The sequence below is a fragment of the Streptomyces sp. NPDC057939 genome (genome assembly GCF_042887545.1).
Classification (GTDB): Bacteria; Actinomycetota; Actinomycetes; order Streptomycetales; family Streptomycetaceae; genus Streptomyces.
This window is the reverse complement of the sequence record NZ_JBHVPG010000038.1, coordinates 35950-51680: the sequence shown is the minus strand read 5'-3', so window position 1 is coordinate 51680 and position 15731 is coordinate 35950. Positions and strand designations below refer to the sequence as shown.

15 protein-coding genes and 1 tRNA gene are annotated in these 15731 nt (G+C 70.9%); 5 read left to right on the top strand and 11 right to left on the bottom strand.

All coding sequences use genetic code 11. The features are described 5' to 3' along the window. Nucleotides 1-11: 11 nt before the first annotated feature. Nucleotides 12-677, bottom strand: coding sequence for a hypothetical protein (locus ACFVS6_RS30905; RefSeq protein ID WP_389709006.1), 666 nt, complete (start codon nt 675-677; stop codon nt 12-14). Between the two features lie 111 nt (nt 678-788). On the opposite strand from ACFVS6_RS30905, the gene ACFVS6_RS30900 reads away from it, so the two are divergent. Next, a complete protein-coding gene (locus ACFVS6_RS30900) occupies nt 789-863 on the top strand; it encodes a 50S ribosomal protein bL37 (protein WP_100661309.1) in 75 nt (24 codons plus the stop codon). Between the two features lie 685 nt (nt 864-1548). Here the strand turns inward: ACFVS6_RS30900 and ACFVS6_RS30895 are convergent. The 3 genes from ACFVS6_RS30895 to ACFVS6_RS30885 form a co-directional block, all read right to left on the bottom strand. Continuing rightward, entirely contained in the window at nt 1549-1875 is a 327-nt protein-coding gene (locus ACFVS6_RS30895; RefSeq protein WP_389709004.1) for a GYD domain-containing protein, read from the bottom strand. A 408-nt stretch (nt 1876-2283) separates the two neighbouring features. Then, complete coding sequence (locus tag ACFVS6_RS30890) at nt 2284-3306, bottom strand: HNH endonuclease (protein WP_389709002.1); 1023 nt, start codon at nt 3304-3306, stop codon at nt 2284-2286. Nucleotides 3307-3652: 346 nt separating this feature from the next. Then, nucleotides 3653-3727, bottom strand: a tRNA-Val gene (locus ACFVS6_RS30885). A gap of 105 nt (nt 3728-3832) precedes the next feature. Between ACFVS6_RS30885 and ACFVS6_RS30880 the strand changes: the two genes are divergently transcribed. The 3 genes from ACFVS6_RS30880 (at nt 3833) to ACFVS6_RS30870 (ending at nt 6437) form a co-directional block, all read left to right on the top strand. Then, on the top strand, nt 3833-5077 hold the full coding sequence (locus ACFVS6_RS30880) for a hypothetical protein (protein ID WP_389709000.1): 1245 nt from the start codon (nt 3833-3835) through the stop codon (nt 5075-5077). Nucleotides 5078-5575: 498 nt separating this feature from the next. Beyond that, complete coding sequence (locus tag ACFVS6_RS30875; RefSeq protein WP_389708998.1) at nt 5576-6127, top strand: DUF4383 domain-containing protein; 552 nt, start codon at nt 5576-5578, stop codon at nt 6125-6127. An 85-nt stretch (nt 6128-6212) separates the two neighbouring features. Then, complete coding sequence (locus tag ACFVS6_RS30870) at nt 6213-6437, top strand: zinc ribbon domain-containing protein (RefSeq protein ID WP_389708996.1); 225 nt, start codon at nt 6213-6215, stop codon at nt 6435-6437. Nucleotides 6438-6647: 210 nt separating this feature from the next. Here the strand turns inward: ACFVS6_RS30870 and ACFVS6_RS30865 are convergent, their stop codons facing one another. Genes ACFVS6_RS30865 through ACFVS6_RS30850 form a run of 4 tightly spaced genes read right to left on the bottom strand, consistent with a single transcriptional unit; the run spans nt 6648 to nt 12008 of the window. Beyond that, entirely contained in the window at nt 6648-7307 is a 660-nt protein-coding gene (locus tag ACFVS6_RS30865; protein ID WP_389708994.1) for an O-methyltransferase, read from the bottom strand. After that, nucleotides 7304-8125: an HAD family hydrolase gene (locus ACFVS6_RS30860; RefSeq protein ID WP_389708992.1), complete on the bottom strand. Its 822-nt coding sequence runs from the start codon at nt 8123-8125 to the stop codon at nt 7304-7306. Before ACFVS6_RS30860 ends, ACFVS6_RS30865 begins: the two co-directional genes overlap by 4 nt. Then, the gene (locus ACFVS6_RS30855) at nt 8122-10788 is read right to left on the bottom strand and encodes a phosphoribosyltransferase (RefSeq protein ID WP_389709066.1); all 2667 of its coding nucleotides are present in this window, start codon (nt 10786-10788) and stop codon (nt 8122-8124) included. The genes ACFVS6_RS30860 and ACFVS6_RS30855 overlap by 4 nt, the downstream gene beginning before the upstream one ends. 44 nt (nt 10789-10832) lie before the next feature. After that, a complete protein-coding gene (locus ACFVS6_RS30850; RefSeq protein WP_389708990.1) occupies nt 10833-12008 on the bottom strand; it encodes an HpcH/HpaI aldolase/citrate lyase family protein in 1176 nt (391 codons plus the stop codon). Between the two features lie 194 nt (nt 12009-12202). Between ACFVS6_RS30850 and ACFVS6_RS30845 the strand changes: the two genes are divergently transcribed. Next, nucleotides 12203-12994: a TerD family protein gene (locus tag ACFVS6_RS30845; protein ID WP_389708988.1), complete on the top strand. Its 792-nt coding sequence runs from the start codon at nt 12203-12205 to the stop codon at nt 12992-12994. An 88-nt stretch (nt 12995-13082) separates the two neighbouring features. Here the strand turns inward: ACFVS6_RS30845 and ACFVS6_RS30840 are convergent, their stop codons facing one another. The 3 genes from ACFVS6_RS30840 to ACFVS6_RS30830 form a co-directional block, all read right to left on the bottom strand. Next, on the bottom strand, nt 13083-13823 hold the full coding sequence (locus ACFVS6_RS30840) for a Tellurium resistance (RefSeq protein WP_389708986.1): 741 nt from the start codon (nt 13821-13823) through the stop codon (nt 13083-13085). A gap of 126 nt (nt 13824-13949) precedes the next feature. Next, the gene (locus tag ACFVS6_RS30835) at nt 13950-15068 is read right to left on the bottom strand and encodes a DUF475 domain-containing protein (RefSeq protein ID WP_389708984.1); all 1119 of its coding nucleotides are present in this window, start codon (nt 15066-15068) and stop codon (nt 13950-13952) included. A gap of 25 nt (nt 15069-15093) precedes the next feature. After that, nucleotides 15094-15669, bottom strand: coding sequence for a TerD family protein (locus tag ACFVS6_RS30830; protein ID WP_362878215.1), 576 nt, complete (start codon nt 15667-15669; stop codon nt 15094-15096). Nucleotides 15670-15731: the final 62 nt, after the last annotated feature.

The following is a 15731-nucleotide window of genomic DNA, read 5'->3' as shown; positions in this document are numbered from 1 at the left end:
CCACTATGGCGCTACCGCGGCAGCTCGGCCCCGGACAGTTTCATGATCAACCCAGCCTGGAGCCGAGCCCTCAGCTCCGGATCGGCCACCTCCTCCAGCAGGCCGATCGCCTGCTGCGTGCTCTCCGCGGCCCGCCGGTCCTCGCGGAGGGAGGCGGTCTGCGCGGCCATGTGCCGCAGGGCGATGTCCGCCCGCCGGTGGAACAGCTGCCCGACCAGCGTGACGACCAGCCCGACGGAGCTCGTCACCACCCCGACGTACGCGTCCCCCGAGCTCTCCGCCTTCCAGACCGCCAGCCCGACCCCGAAGAGCAGGACGGCCGCTCCGACCGCGGCGAACAGTTGGCTGGTCGCGAAGCTGCTGCGGGCCTGGGTCAGCCCGTAGGCGTAGTACTCGACGAGGATCGGCGTGAAGTCGTCCCGCCGGTCACCCAGTTCGGCAGGCCCCGACCGGCTCGCCCCGGCGTCGATGAAGCGCGGGTCGCGCAAGCGCGGCTGCTCGCCGCTCTCGGATTCCGCGCCCAGCGAGGCCATCAGCCGCGCCCGCTCACGATCCCGCCGCCGCTCGAACCGGTCGGCGTCCAGCCGCCCGAACACCACCAGCGCGGCGACCAACAGCACGCCCGCGCCGATCACCCAGAGCCACTCCTCCACACCGGTCACTCGCACCACCCCCACCGGGGGATCCCCGCGCTCCGGCGCGGGAAACCCACACGCCCCTGATGCGGGCCACCACACCCCGACCTAGACTGACGAACGCCCGAATTGTCCGTGATGAGGAGACGCTCCATGGCCAAGCGAGGAAACAAGCGACGCGCCCGCAAGAAGAAGAAGGCCAACCACGGCAAGCGCCCCAACGCCTGACCCCGAGCCCCCCGCCGAGACCGACGGGGGGCCTTCTCGTCCACCGCCACGCCCCCGGGCGAGCCGCCCCCCGCACCCCCACCCGTCGCCCACGCCGTGGGGAGGACGCGGCTCGGCGTTCCGAGCGACGCAGCCATAGGGCGACGCATGCCGACTTCGTTGCCGCTCCGAGCCAGGAGGACGTTCAGCGGCGCGGCGGAACTACCGGCCCAAACCATCCCGGCCTGCCTCATGGAAGCGCACGCGAGAGCCCGTCCTGCCCATGAACAGCTCGGCACGCGCACGCAGGAGGCGTACGATCACTGCCTCCGCGCGGCACAGCACGAGACCCTCACCACCGGCCTGGCCCCCTCGACAGAGCGGTTCCCCGAGATTGCAAGGCCGAACACTGATGGCCGTCGACGGCAGCGCCGTCCTGCTCAACCACCACGCGAAGAGGGACCTCCCGGTCACCGAAGCCCAACTCAGCAAGCCGTGCGCTTTCCGGGCCGATCCGAGTTGCCTCCACGACTCGAAGCCGACCCGACTGACAAGCGACCTCGGCATCGGCATCGACGGGCTCGGCGACGGGCACGCGCACCCGGACCTCGCCCTCCTCCCACGAGCGAACCCGCCCGGCCAAGTCCACCCGACGCCCCCACGCACCACCGACCCGACCGAACCCCAAGGCCCCCACCAACTGGGCCTAAGCCCCTGGAGCCCGGTACCGGATCCCTTCGGCCGTGCGCAGGGCATCCAACGTCTCGTCGACGGTCAGGAGGACCGTCGTCTCGAACGAGCTGAGCGCGCCGCCCCCTCTGATCGCCAGGGCGACAGCGGCCATGGACACGTTGTCCGGCGCCTCCCAAAGGTTGTAGCCGTCATGAGTACCGAAGGCGTACCAAAAGCCGTGGAGCTTCCCGCCGACGGACTCGATGTACGACCGGGCGGCCTCCGACCGGTCCTCGGGATGCCCGGCCAACCGCGCCCAGGTCTCGGGCGCATAGCTGAACCGCGACAGATAGAGCGGCACGACGTCTCCCTTCCGTTCCCTCAAGGAATGCCCCGACAGCCCGGACACCCGCCGCCGAACCCCGCATGTCCCCCGAACGGCCGGACCCCGCCCCGAACGCCACCGCAACCTCCCCCACCCCTGCACGACGCCCGGCCCGGATCCGCCACCCTGCCCCTCGCGGCCGAGGTACCCACACAAGTGACCGTGGAGACTCGGACACCCGCCGATCACCGTCATGATGAACGTCTTACATGCACGTGTCGGAGGAGACGCGGCGCGAGGCGATCGGACACAAGGACGGGATGTTGCGAACCCGGGCTCCGCAGGCCTGACAGCCTTGAGCAAATCCACGGAGGGCCCCCAACCGATACGGGTTGAGGGCCTTCCGATCGTGCGGTGTGATCCGCCCACATTCACCGTGCAGCCCTATGCATGACCGTTCGCTGTGCCGCGCGCCAGCCGCCGTGTCTGCACGATCTCCTTCAGCTGTGCCGGTGTGGGCCAAGGCGCCCGCCGGTGAATCATCCTGTGGCAGCTCGCGCAGATGAGAGCCAGATCAGCCAGCCGGGTAATCCCTTCACCGGCTTCATGAAGGGGCACTACGTGGTGCACCTCGATGTAGTCCTTGCCGCGCTCCCCATAGACCTCCTCGTAGTCGAAGTCGCAGGCCTCGCACGCCAGACTCATCCCGCGACCCACCACAGAATCGATCTTCTTTCTGCGCAACGCCCTACTACGCTCACGCGCCCGATGCCGACGGTAGAGCAAGCGGCCTTCGGGCGCGCTGAAGTCGTCGTCGATCTCTTCTTCCTCCGCAAGCACGAGTTCCTGCAACGAACCCGCTTCGAGGCCTTGTCGAAGAAGAACCGCGGTCTTGTCCATCCGCTCCGAATGGTCGAGGAACTCACGGAGGACGGCACGGTCGAGGGCGCCACCATTCGTGGCCTTGCCCACGTAATCGGGGTGCCGGCTGGCAATATCGACGGTCTTCCGAGCCACGCTGTCAGGACTTCTGAACTTCTCGCCGCGGTCAGCTTCCGGGTGGATGGGAACGCGCTGGAGCAGCTCGGAGAGCGCCGTGACCCTGGGGTCTTCGGCGAACAGCCGCTTCCAACCGTTCACCATGACCAACTGGCAGGCCAGGATGACCTCGTCCCGTACCCAGTCGGGGTTCTTCACAGCCTTGACCTGAAAGCCGAGACGCTTCAGCCAAGCTGCTGCATGGTCCTTTCCCCCGCTGAACTCTCCAGGCTTCAGGGCGCGACCCTGATCCCACTTGTGCGCCACCCCGGCAATCGCCTTCGAGTCGTACTCCCGACCTTCGTGGACGAGGACGTACGAGCGCGCCTCCCCGAAGCCGTACATCGACAAGAACGCTTCACGTCCCATCTCATCGTGCTCGGCAACTGCCTTGAGCACGGCCTCCCGTGTGATCGCTTCCTGGCCCATGGCACGAGACTACGAGCAGCTGCTGACAGCCGTTCATCTGCACCACACCGCGGGCTGTCTGACGGACACGTTCCTCGCGGCGCGGGCTGCATGGTGAGGCCGTAGCGAGGCACCCGGTCAGCTCCGGAACCGGCTCACCGAACGCGGGGCCGGCCAGACACGGTGCGACTCGCACGCAGCACCACTGCGGGCTACTCACAGGTCGCCGTCGAGCGTCTGCACGGCTCGCGACACGGAGCGAGACGGTCAACCGGGCCGCGGGCATTCGGATGCCGCCCGGGTAGGCGTTGCCGTCACTTTCAACCATCAAAGGCCCCCCGCCATGATCGGCGGGGGGCCTTTGTGCTGGTGGGCGCGGACGGTTTCGAACCGCCGACATCTGCTTTGTAAGAGCAGCGCTCTACCCCTGAGCTACGCACCCGTGGATGAGTGGACAGCCTACATGGCGGGCGCACCCCCCACGCAAACCCGTTCCGGTGGGGGAGAATGGACCGGGGCATGGCGAACGGGGCACGGGAGAGGGATTGTGACGACGGCATCCCGGCGGTGGTTCGGCGGGCGGGACGAGAGTCGGCGGGCGGACGCGCAGGCGGCGAAGGATGCCGCGGCGGCCGCGTTCTACGAGCTGGACACGGCGCAGCGGGATCTGTGGATCTCGATCGAGACCATCGCCGCGGCGGACGGGTCTCCGGCGGCGCGGCGGGCGACCGAGGGGTTCGCCGCGCTGGGGGTGCGCATCGACCAGGTGAGCCAGGTGTACATCGAGGCGGTGGATGCGCACGACCTGGACCGGGTCGATCTTGAGGGGTCCGTCGCCGCGCAGGCGCGGGAGCAGCTGACGCGGGCGCGGGACGAGCTGGTGCGGGTCCAGGGGGAGCTGGAGCGGTTCGCGCAGGGGCTGCAGCCGCTGCTGGACAAGGCGGAGACTCAGTTGGCCCGGGTGGCTCCGGCCCGGGAGCGGGCCAGGGCGGCGTTGCTCGCGGCGAGTGACGCGCTGGACTCGGTGCGCGCCAAGGGCATGCGGGCCGATGACCTGGCGGCGCGGCTCGCGGCGCTGGGTCCGGAGCTGACGAAGCTGAATCAGGGGGCGGCGCAGCACGGGGTGCAGGAGACCGTGCAGCGGGCCGACCGGATCCTGCGTGACGCGGAGGGCGTACGGGCCGAGGCGGAGCGGCTCCCGGAGCGCGCGGCGGAGATCGACCGGCGGCTGGTCAGCCTGCGGACCCGGGCCCAGGCGCTGCGGAACCGTGCGGACCGGGTGGATCCGGTGCTCAGCGAGCTGAGGCGGCGGTTCAGCGCGGCGTGCTGGCAGGACCTCCAGCAGGTGCCGGACGAGGCGGTACGGGACGTCGCGCGGGCCGAGGAGCGGCTGGCGGAGGCCGGCCGGGCGCGGGACGAACAGCGCTGGGCGGACGTGACGGCGGCCATCGAGGCGGTTCGGGGTTCCCTGGACGCCACGGACGAGGCGGTGTCGGCGGCGCAGGACCGGCTGGACCGGCTGGAGGCGGTGGCGCGGGATCCGCAGGCGGAGGTGCAACGGACGCGGTTCGCGATCCGGGACGCGCAGCGCCTGGCGATGGCGGGCCGCAGCGTGCCCGATCCCCGGCACGCCCGCCCGCTGGACGAGTCGGTGGCGCGGGTCGAGCGGGCCCTCACCGGCCTGGAGGGGCGGCATCCGGACTACTGGGCGTTCCTCCAGGAGATGGAGGACGTACGGACCTCGGTGAACCGGGTCGTGAACGACATCCGGGCGGAACGCGGCCACGCCTGACCCGGCAGCCCGACGCCGAAGGCCGCCCGGCCGCCGACAGGACACCCCTCGGCAAGCGGGCCCGTCTCCGGCTTCGCCGAGCCTGGCGTGAGCGGGCGCGGCGTGGCGGAGTTGCAGGTCGTCCCCAGTGGGCCCGAGCCGAATCACCGAGCCCGGTGGCCCAGCCCGGCAAAACCGGCACCGGACGATCAACGGGAACATCCCCGAACCGTGGAACGCCGTCCCCCGGCAAGCCCCTGCCCGGAATGAACCGAGCCCGGCAGCCCGAAGCCGACGGCCCACAGCCGGCCGGCCGGCCGACGACCCACCCCGGAAACGGGCCCGCCTCCGGCTTCGCCGGGCCCCGCGGGAGCGGGCGCAGCATGGCCGAAGCCGTAGGGCGTCCCGCAGAGGCGGCGGTCCCGCCCCGCCCCCGCGCCCGGCCCTCCTCCCGGTTGTCCCCCGCCCCCGGGCGGCGGATGCTGGAGGGACGTACGGCCCGAGGCAGAGGAGGCCGTGATGGTTTCGCACGCGGCGCCGCGCATTCCCCGGCCGGTGGGGGCCCGGCTGAACGAGCACCTCCCCGTCGACCACAAGCTGAGCAAGGTGTACCGGGTGGGGGCGGGGCTGACCGGGCTGCTGTTGGTGGTGTTCGGGGTCCTGGGGTTGATCGACCGGATCGGGTTCTTCGACACCGGCGGGGACACCGTCGCGGGGCTCAATACGAACGGCGCGCTCAGCGTGCTGTCCATCCTGGTCGGGCTGCTGCTCCTCGCCGGGATGGTGGTGGGCGGGAACTTCGCGTCGACCCTGAACATCGTGCTCGGCCTGCTGTTCATCGCGAGCGGGTTCGTGAACCTCGCGCTGCTGGACACCGGGTTGAACTTCCTGGCCTTCAAGATTCCGAACGTGTTGTTCAGCTTCGTCGTCGGCGTGATGCTGATGTGGTTCGGGATGTACGGGCGGGTGGGCAGCGCCCTGCCGCACGACAATCCGTACTGGCGCGCCCGGCACCCCGAACAGGCGGCGCGGGAGGCGCGTGCGGCGGCCCGGCGGGGGCTCGACCCGTAGCCCCGACGGTCGGCCCGGCGCCGTCGGCGGTGTGTCCGGGGCTCGGGGATACCGGGATGCCGTTCGGCCGCATAGCCTGGTCGGCATGCCCCGTTACGAGTACCGCTGCCGGACCTGCGACGACACCTTCGAGGTCAGCCGTCCCATGGCCGAGTCGTCCGCTCCCGCCGACTGCCCCGCCGGTCACGCCGACACCGTCAAGCTGCTGTCGGCCGTCGCCGTCGGCGGGACGAGCGGCGGCTCCGCCGCACCCGCGCCCGCGATGGGCGGCGGTGGGGGCGGCTGCTGCGGTGGCGGCGCCTGCGGCTGACCCGCGCCGCCCACCTCTGCCGACCTCGAATCCGACCCCGAATCCGACTCCGGCCCCGACCCGGATCCCGACGCCCGACCCGGATCCCGACCCCAGGGCCCTGCCCGCCTCCGACACCCCTGTCCGGGTCCGAACCCGGACAGGGCACCAGCCACCTCTACGCCAACGGCACCGCCAACGGCACCACCAACGCCACCACCGCAGCCACGACTACCGCTTGCGCGACAGCGTCAGCCCGTCCGAGATCGCCAGCAGGACGGATTCCATCCGGGAGTCGGCCGCGACGTGCTCGTTGAAGGCGTGGACGCTCGCGCCCCGGCTGTCGGGGGACTCGTCGAGGACGGTCCCGTGGAACAGGGTGTTGTCCGTGACGATCAGGCCGCCCGGGCGGAGCCTCGGGACGAGTTCCTCCCAGTAGAGGATCTGGCTCTGCTTGTCCGCGTCCACGTATGCCAGGTCGATGTGCTCCTGCTCCGGCATCGCGCGGAGCGTGTCGAGCGCGGGGGCGATGCGCAGCTCGATGCGGTCGGCGACGCCCGCCGCCTCCCAGGCCTCGCGACCGTACGCCGTCCACTCCTCCGACACGTCGCAGGCGATGAGGCGGCCGTCGGCCGGGAGCGCCTGGGCCATGGACAGGGCGGAGAAGCCGGTGAAGGTGCCCACCTCCACGACGTGCCGGGCTCCCGTCAGCCGGACCAGGAAGGCCAGCAGCGGCCCCTGTTCCTCCGCGGACTGCATGCCCGCCGACTGCGGGAACTTCTCGTGGGTCGTGGCGACCAGCCCCCGCTGGACGGCGTCCAGCGGGGGGTTGTGCGCCAGGACGTACTGGTAGAGCTCGTCAGTGATCTTGGTGCTGTTGCCCTTGGTCATGCGGTCAGTGTCGCAACCGTCCCGCCGAACGCGCGGATGATTTCCTCACCCGCCAGCACACCGGCCGTCGCCAGGGCGGTCACCGACGGCGCCGTCCACCCCGCGTCGGCCAGCTCGCCGTGTCCGGGCCGCCAGCCCCGGTCCGCCGCGAGCAGCAGGTCGGCGTCCAGGAGGGAATCGCCCGCGGCGAGGGTCGTGGTCGCTCCCGTGCGGCGGGCCACCTCGGCCATCGCCGCGCTCTTGGTGAGGGGCCGCGGGACGGCGTAGATCTTGCGGCCCTGGAGGGAGACCCCCCAGCCGCGCGCCTCGGCCCACTCGGTGAGGGACTTCAGCCACTCCTCGGGGACCAGGGCCCGCTCGACGACCAGGTAGGCGAACAGGTCCTCGGCGATCCTCGCCTTGCGCAGCCACGCCGGGTCCGACACCGCGAGGAGGTGCTGGTGGACCTCCTCCAGCGGGGCGCACTCCTGCGCGAGGCGTCCGGCGACCGACCGTCGCCAGTCCCGGTCGGGGACGCCGTCCACGAGCAGCTGGCCGCCATTGGCGCAGATCGCGTACGGGGCCGGGCGGCCGGGGAAGCGGATCCGCTGGTACTGCTTGCGGGTCCGCGTCGTCGTGGGGACGAAGACCGCCGCGGGGTTCTCGGTCAGCTCCGCCAGCAGGGCGGCCGCCGTTTCCGTCATGAACGACAGCGGCTTGCTCTCGTGCACCTCGACGCACAGCAGCCGCGGGGCCACCGGGTCGGGCATGGTCAGGCCGAGGGCGGCCGTCGAGTAGATGAGCGTACGGTCGAGGTCACTGGCTACGAGGACAGTCACTTGGCGGACACGGCCTTTCCGTCGGCGCCCGTGGCGCCGCGAGTGAATCGGGGGTGGATGAGTCCTACGCACGTGTAGGGCAGTCCGTCGACCTCCTCGACCGGCACCCCGCGCTGCTCCGCGAGCAGACGTACGTGGTCCAGGTCGGCGCCGGCTCCGCGCTGGGCGAGGATCTTCCACGGCACGCGGCGCAGCAGCACCCGCGTCGTCTCGCCGACGCCGGGCTTGACCAGGTTCACGTCGTGGATGCCGTACTCCTCGCTGATCCGCTCGACTGCCGCCCAGCCCACCCAGGTGGGGGTGCGGTCGGCCGCGAGCAGCTCCTTGACCTCGTCGTCGACGGCGTCCGCCACGGCGTCGAAGCGGGCCGCGACGGCGTCGACGAAGCCGACGGAGACATCGGCTCCGGCGAGTTCGCGGTAGAACTTCGCGCCGTGGAAGTCGGCGGGTCCGACCAGGTCGGACCTCAGCACCGTACGCGAGACCAGTCCGGAGACGGTGGAGTTCAGGCAGGCCGAGGGGATCAGGAAGTCCTCGCGGGTGCCGTAGGTGCGCACGCAGGAGCCCGGGTCGGCGAGGACGACGATCTCCGGGTCGAAGCCCGGGAACGCGGCGAGGGCGTCCTTCAGCTCCCGGGTGATGGCGCCCTTGCCGGTCCAGCCGTCCACGAAGACGACGTCGGCGGGGTCGTGGTGCGCGGCCAGCCAGCGCAGCGCGTTGGCGTCGATGCCGCGGCCGCGCACGATGGAGACGGCGTAGTGCGGCAGGTCCAGGCCGTGCCGGGCTTGGGCCCAGCGGCGCATCAGCACGCCGACGGGGGTGCCCGCGCGGGCGAGGGAGACCAGTACCGGGGAGGGCGAGCGTTCGGCGAGCACGGTCTCGGTGACGGTCCCGACCGCCCGGGCTATTCGGGTCGCGGAGGTGGCCAGGGCGCTGCGGTAGAGCTCCTGGTAACCCTCGGAGGGCTGGTACTCGACCGGCAGGGACTCGGCGTAGTGCGCGCCGCCCGCCTGGATGGCCTCCTCCCGCTCCTCGGTGGGGGCCTCCAGCTCCACCCCGGAGAGGTCCTGGAGCAGCCAGCCGACGTCCGCCGCCGCGTACGAGGAGAAGGCCGGGCCGCGCAGCGGCTCGGGGAGGAGGATCGGCTCGGACATGGTCGGCTCCCGCCGGTCGGATGCGTGGGACGACGGCGCGTGGGACGACGGCGCTTCGGACGACGGTGCGTGGGACGACGACACCCGGGACGGGGACGCCTGGGGCGCCACCGCGCCGGACGGCGGTACGTACGACGGTACGACGGCCAGCAGGACCCGCCCGGTGTGCGGGGCGAGGGCGGCGAGCAGGCCGGTGCCCAGCTCGGGGGTGTCGCCGGCCGAGTCGACGACGGCGACGACGGTGTCGAAGGCGGTCCCGTCGGTGCGGGCGACGTTGTAGGCGTACCGGTCGCCGGGCCCGTCCGCCGGGGCGTCGTGGGCGGGGAAGACCAGCCGGGTGCGAATGGCGTAGCCGGGGTCGTCGACGGCCAGCACGGGCGAGCGGGTCGTGGTGGAGAACCGCACCTCGGCCGCCGCCCCCGACTGCTCCAGGGCCAGGGCGAGCCGCAGCGGCGCGTACATCAGCTCCTCGTTGCCGAGTACGAGGACCCGCCCGGGGTTCGCGCCCAGCGCGTCGGCGAGCCGGCGGGCGAGCCCCGGAAGGGCCGCCTCCAGGGCTGCGCGGTGCGCGGGGGTGAAGCCGTGGCGCCCCCCGTCGGGGACCCCGTCGGGCCAGCCGAGCACGACCCGCGCGACGGGGGCGACGGGAGCCACAGCGCCGGCGGCCGGCACACCGACACCAGCAGCAGCACCGGCACCGGCACCAGCACCAGCACCAGCACCAGCACCAGCACCGGCAGCACCACCGGCACCACCCGCACCCGCACCCGGCCTGCCCCCCTCCCCCGCGCTCTCGTACCGCTCGACGAGGGCCTGTCCCTTGGCCAGGACCCCCTCCGGGAGGGAGACCGTGCCGGCCGCCAGGGAGATCAGGTCGACGCGGGCGCCGAGCTCGGCGGCGAAGTCGGTCAGCCGGTCGCGGTCCGCCGCCGAGCGCATGTCCACGAGGGCCACGACCACGTAGTGCGGGCGGGGGTGGCGGGCGTGCAGGTCGCGGATGGTGTTCAGGACCGTGTTGCCGGTGGAGAACTCGTCGTCGACGAGGACGAGGGGCCCGCTGCCGGCGAGCAGCCGCGGGTCCTCGGGGAGCAGCAGGTGCGAGGTGGCGTGCGAGTGCGCCTCCTCGAAGCCGCCCGCGGGCTCGACGCCCGGTACGGGGCGGCGGGTGGAGTGCAGGTAGGGGGCCGTGCCCAGGCCGTCGGCGACGCAGTGTCCGAGGCCGGTCGCGGTCTCGGCGTACCCGAGGACCACCGCGGAGGCGGCCGCCTCGGCGCCGAGGAGCTCCCGTACCCGCTCGCCGAGCCCGTACCCGGCGGAGTGGACCACCGACGGGGACTGCGGGACGTGCTTGCCGAGCACCTGCGACACCAGCAGGTGCGCGCGCTTGGGGTTGCGGCGCAGGGCGAGCCCGAGCAGCTCCTCCAGCGGTGGCTGCGCCGGGTCGCCGCCCGCTTCCAGGGCTACGCCCAGCCGGTCCGCGACCCAGGTTCCCGACCACACCTCGTCGATCGTCTTGCCCTTCTCCGTAGGAAACTCCGTCGTCACCGGCCCGCTCACACCTGGAGCCCGGCCGTGAGGAGGTCGACGAAGCCGACCTCCTCCCTCGCCACACCGAAGGCCTCGGCGCGCTGCATGGTGCGCTCGGCCCAGGCCCGGTGCGGCTTCACTTCGTTCATTTTGTTCGTATAAGCCGATCGCAGCACCCCGCCGCCTCCGCGTTCGGGGCGCAGGATGTCCTGGGCGTCGCTGAACTCCTCGTGCGAGACCACCGACAATGCGTGCACGGGGGTGACGTGCGCGGGGTGGATGCAGGTCTTGCCGGTCAGCCCGTTGGCCCGGTCGAGTTCGATCTCGCGGAGGAGTCCGTCGAGGTCGTGTTCGATCAGCGTGGTGCGCAGGTCCTCCACGCCCTCCTCCAGGAAGGGGCTGCGGCGCAGCTGCGGCTTGAAGAGTCGCTGCTGGCTGCGGAAGTACTCCCAGACCGGGCCGGTGACGGTGAAGCCGGTCCCGTCGGCGCGGCTGAGGACGTTGACCACGTCGGCGATCACGCCGGCCACGATCTGGACGTCGTACGCGGTCATGTCCGGGGTGCGGCGCAGCCCGTACGCGGAGCAGAAGTCGGTCACGCCGAGGCGCAGCGCCAGGACGTGTTCGCGGTAGCGGTTGACGGTGCGCGAGATGCCCGCGAGGGCCTCGACACGGGTTTCCAGGTGGAGGAGCTCCGGGGATTCCAGTACCGGCATGGCATACAGGTGGGGCAGCCCGGCTACGGCCTGCGCCTCGATGACGGCGTCGAGGAAGGCCGTGCCACGGCTCTCCGTGAACTTGGGAAGCACGAATCCGGCCAGGTTTCGCACCGAGCCGCCGAGGCGCCGTACGAGATCGGAGATCTGTTCGGGCGTGCGGATGCGGATGAACAGGAGCGGCAGTTCCGCCGCGTCCGGGCCCTGCGCGTCGAGCTCCGCGAACTGTCGGACGAGGTTCTCCTCGCCGTCGACGACGTCGGAGTCACTGATGGAATCCTCCAGGCAGAGGACCATCGAGACGACTCCTAGGCCGGCCTGCTTGCGGATGTCGGCGGCCAGGTTCGGGCGGGTGGCGGGGCTGTAGAGGGTGGCTCCGAGCGCGGCGGCCAGCGTGCGGGCGGGGGACGCCAGAGTGAATTCCGCGGGTTCCTGGTGGAAGAGCTCCTTCCGGACGCTGGGCGAAATGTGCCCGAAGTGACGCATGTGCTTCCCCCGTACTGCCTCGGCGGCCCGACTGGCGTGGCCGGTAATAGTACGTACGAATATGAGTCAAGAGTTCCTCAAGCACATGAAGTTCAGGTAACCCTCTCGCACCATGCCCAGCTCGCACGTTCGGTACAAGGCCCTACGGGGGGCCGCATTGTCCCGGTCGTGCCCGGGAGGGCAGGATGACGGGCATGACGCACACGATGCAGAAGGGCTCGAACATCCCGGTGGCCGCCGTCGCGGTCCGGGCGGTGTTGCGCTGGTCCACGGGGCCCGAGGTGCCGGACGTGGACGCCTCGGCGCTGCTCGTGGGCGCGGACGGGCGTGTGCGCTCGGACGAGGACTTCGTGTTCTACAACCAGCCCCGGCACCCTTCGGGGGCCGTGTGGCGGCTGGGCAAGAAGCAGCTGGGCGACGGATTCACGGACGCCGTCCAGGCCGACCTGCGCGCCGTCCCCGCCGCGGTGGACCGGATCCTGGTGGTGGCCTCGGCCGAGGACGTCCCCTTCCAGCGGGTCCACGACCTGCGGATCCTGCTCTACGACGCGACGGCGAGCGCCGGCCCCGAACCGCTGGCCCACTTCGACGTGCGGCCGGAGACGGGCGCCGAGACCGCGCTGATCTGCGGCGAGCTGTACCGCAGGGGCGACGGCTGGAAGTTCCGCGCGCTCGGCGAGGGCTACTCCGACGGACTGGTCGGGCTGGCGACCGACCACGGGATCTCCGTGGACGAGAACGCCGCCGAGGGGGGCTCCGAGGAGTCCCCGGCGGCCGAGGGCGCCTCCGCGGCGGGCACCGGGCCCACCGCGGAGCAGACGGCCGCCATGCGCCCGCCGGTCCCGGCCCCGCCGACGCAGGCCCCGCCCGCGGTCCAGCCGGCGTACGGGTACCCGCAGCCGGTGTCCCCGGCCCCGGTGCCGACCCCGGGCGGCGACCCGTCGTTCCGGCTGCCGGTGCAGGGCCCCCAGTTCATCCGCCGCTGACGCGGCCCGTCGCCCCACGCCCCCGCCCCGCCTCCCGCGGCCCCGCTCACGGGGCCGGCGGGTGCGGGGTGCGGCCCGGGTCGGCCCGTCAGCTCTTGGTGCTCTTGTACCCCCGCCCCCACTGGAGCCCCCAGCCGTAGAGGCGGTCCAGCTCGGCCTGGAACCCGTAGACGAACTTCACCTCACGGCGGACGATCAGCTCGCCCTTGACGTTCTCCACGGACAGGACGGCGCAGGAGCGTGCCTGCGGATGCCGTTCCTCCAGCGGGATCTCGATCCTCGGCCCGGTGACCGGGTAGAGGGTGACCAGGGCGTGCGTCCGGTCGAAGGCCGGGGTCTGGTCGTAGATGTAGACGAAGACCAGCAGCCGCTTGATGTCCTCGGCGTGGTCGAGGTTGATGTAGAGCGTCTCTCCCGAGGCCGAGCCGAACCGGTCGTCGCCGCTGAGCTTCACGTACGGCGGATCGTTGAGGTCGCCGAGGAGGTTCCCGAGCGGCTGCACCGCGCCGCGGGTGCCGTCGGTCAGCTCGTACAGACAACCCATGTCGAGGTCGACGTTGACCATGCCCTGGGTGTGGGCCTGCACCATGTCGGGCTTGAACAGCTTGAACGGGTGCCGCAGCAGTTGCCCGCTCTGTCCGGAGCGGCCGCCGAAGTCGGAGGTGCGCATCCGCCAGGAGAGGTTGACGCGCAGGTTGCCGTGGACCGCCTGCTGCTTGGTGAGCGACACCGTCGGATGTCGTTTCGTCAGTTCGATGGCGTTCGACGAGGCGTGCCCCGAATCGAACCCCATGGCACGCGCGCCCCTGATCCCGTCGAAGAACCCCATGGTCCCCTGCCCCCCTGCTTCATCACGAGTACGAACCCCTCACACGTACGGAAGCGGGGCGGCCCGCCGGGTCCGTGGACCCGACCGGCCGCCCCGCAACAGGAGCGTTCCGCATTGTCACCGGGGTCATGCCTCGGCTGCGGCACCCTCCTCCAGTTCCAGGCGCTTGTTGCGGCGCACGGAGGACCAGAAGGACCAGCCGATGAGCACGACACCGACGAGGCCGGTGATGAACTCGTTGATCTCGTACTGGATGGTGATGAGCAGGATGACGGCCAGCGCGCCGATGGCGTAGTGGGCGCCGTGCTCCAGGTAGACGTAGTCGTCGAGGGTGCCCTGGCGGACCAGGTAGACCGTCAGCGAACGGACGTACATGGCACCGACGCCGAGGCCGAGGGCCATCAGCACGATGTCGTTGGTGATGGCGAAGGCGCCGATGACCCCGTCGAAGGAGAAGGAGGCGTCGAGGACTTCGAGGTAGAGGAACATGAAGAAGGCGGCCTTGCCGGCCATGGCCACGGCCGAGACGGGCTTGCCGGTGCGCTTGGCCTCTTCCTCCGCCTCGTGCTCGGCTTCCTCCTCCTCCTCCAACTTGTTCTCGAAGTAGCCGGAGAGACCGCCCACGATCATGTAGGTGATCAGACCGAGGACCCCGGAGATCAGGACGGTCTGCGCCTTGTCGACGTGTGCGCCGCCGTGCTGGTGGGCGTTGGTGGCGAAGGTCATCGCCGTGACGGCGAGGATGATCAGCGCGATGCACGCGGACAGCATGTCGATCTTGCCGAGCTTGGCGAGCGGACGCTCCAGCCAGGCGAGCCACTTGATGTCACGGTCCTCGAAAATGAAGTCGAGGAAGATCATCAGGAGGAACATGCCGCCGAAGGCGGCGATGGACGGGTGGGCGTCCGTGACGAGTTGCTGGTACTGGTCCTTGTCGGACAGTGCGAGGTCGACCGCCTCGATCGGCCCGATCTTGGCGCTGATCGCGACGATGACGACGGGGAAGACCAGGCGCATGCCGAACACGGCGATCAGGATGCCGATCGTGAGGAAGATCTTCTGCCAGAAGGCATTCATCTTCTTCAGGATTCCGGCATTGACCACCGCGTTGTCGAACGACAGCGAGATCTCCATGATCGACAGGATCGCCACGATTCCGAAGGCCTGCCACCCCCCGTAGAACACAGCTGCGACCAGACCGAGCGCAGTGATTGCGAACGACCAGCCGAAGGTTTTGAGAACCACTGGCACCCCATCGTCTTGTACGGCTTTACGAAACGTTGACCCCGAAGTCTAGAGCGATGCCGCGCAGGCCCGACGCGTACCCCTGCCCTACGGCCCTGAACTTCCATTCGCCGCCGTACCGGTAGACCTCGCCGAAGATCATCGCGGTCTCGGAGGAGGCGTCCTCGGTCAGGTCGTAGCGGGCCAACTCCTGGTCGTCCGCCATGTTGACGACGCGGATGAACGCGTTGCTGATCTGGCCGAAGCTCTGCCGGCGGGCGTCCGCGTCGTGGATCGACACCGGGAAGACGATCTTGTCCACGTTGGCCGGAACCTTGGTGAGGTCGATGATGATCGACTCGTCGTCGCCCTCGCCCTCGCCCGTGAGGTTGTCGCCGGTGTGCTCGACGGAGCCCTCAGGGCTCTTGAGGTTGTTGTAGAAGATGAAGTACGCGTCCCCGAGCACCCGGCCGCTGTTGCACAGCAGCGCGCTGGCATCGAGGTCGAAGTCGGCCCCCGTGGTCGAGCGCGCGTCCCATCCCAGTCCCACCAGAACCCGGGTCAGGTTCGGTGCGGCCTTGGACAGGGATACGTTGCCCCCCTTGGCGAGTGTGACGCCCATGATGTGGTCCTCCCCGGACGACGTGATGTGGTGGCAAAGCCGGTCCGGCGCCGTACACACAG

What these genes read in the sequence shown, in the direction of transcription:
- ACFVS6_RS30890 (WP_389709002.1), bottom strand. Translation starts at nt 3,306, where the DNA reads ATGGGCCAGGAAGCGATCACACGGGAGGCCGTGCTCAAGGCAGTTGCC.
- ACFVS6_RS30875 (WP_389708998.1), top strand. Translation starts at nt 5,576, where the DNA reads ATGGTTTCGCACGCGGCGCCGCGCATTCCCCGGCCGGTGGGGGCCCGG.
- ACFVS6_RS30870 (WP_389708996.1), top strand. Translation starts at nt 6,213, where the DNA reads ATGCCCCGTTACGAGTACCGCTGCCGGACCTGCGACGACACCTTCGAG.
- ACFVS6_RS30865 (WP_389708994.1), bottom strand. Translation starts at nt 7,307, where the DNA reads ATGACCAAGGGCAACAGCACCAAGATCACTGACGAGCTCTACCAGTAC.
- ACFVS6_RS30850 (WP_389708990.1), bottom strand. Translation starts at nt 12,008, where the DNA reads ATGCGTCACTTCGGGCACATTTCGCCCAGCGTCCGGAAGGAGCTCTTC.
- ACFVS6_RS30845 (WP_389708988.1), top strand. Translation starts at nt 12,203, where the DNA reads ATGACGCACACGATGCAGAAGGGCTCGAACATCCCGGTGGCCGCCGTC.
- ACFVS6_RS30840 (WP_389708986.1), bottom strand. Translation starts at nt 13,823, where the DNA reads ATGGGGTTCTTCGACGGGATCAGGGGCGCGCGTGCCATGGGGTTCGAT.
- ACFVS6_RS30830 (WP_362878215.1), bottom strand. Translation starts at nt 15,669, where the DNA reads ATGGGCGTCACACTCGCCAAGGGGGGCAACGTATCCCTGTCCAAGGCC.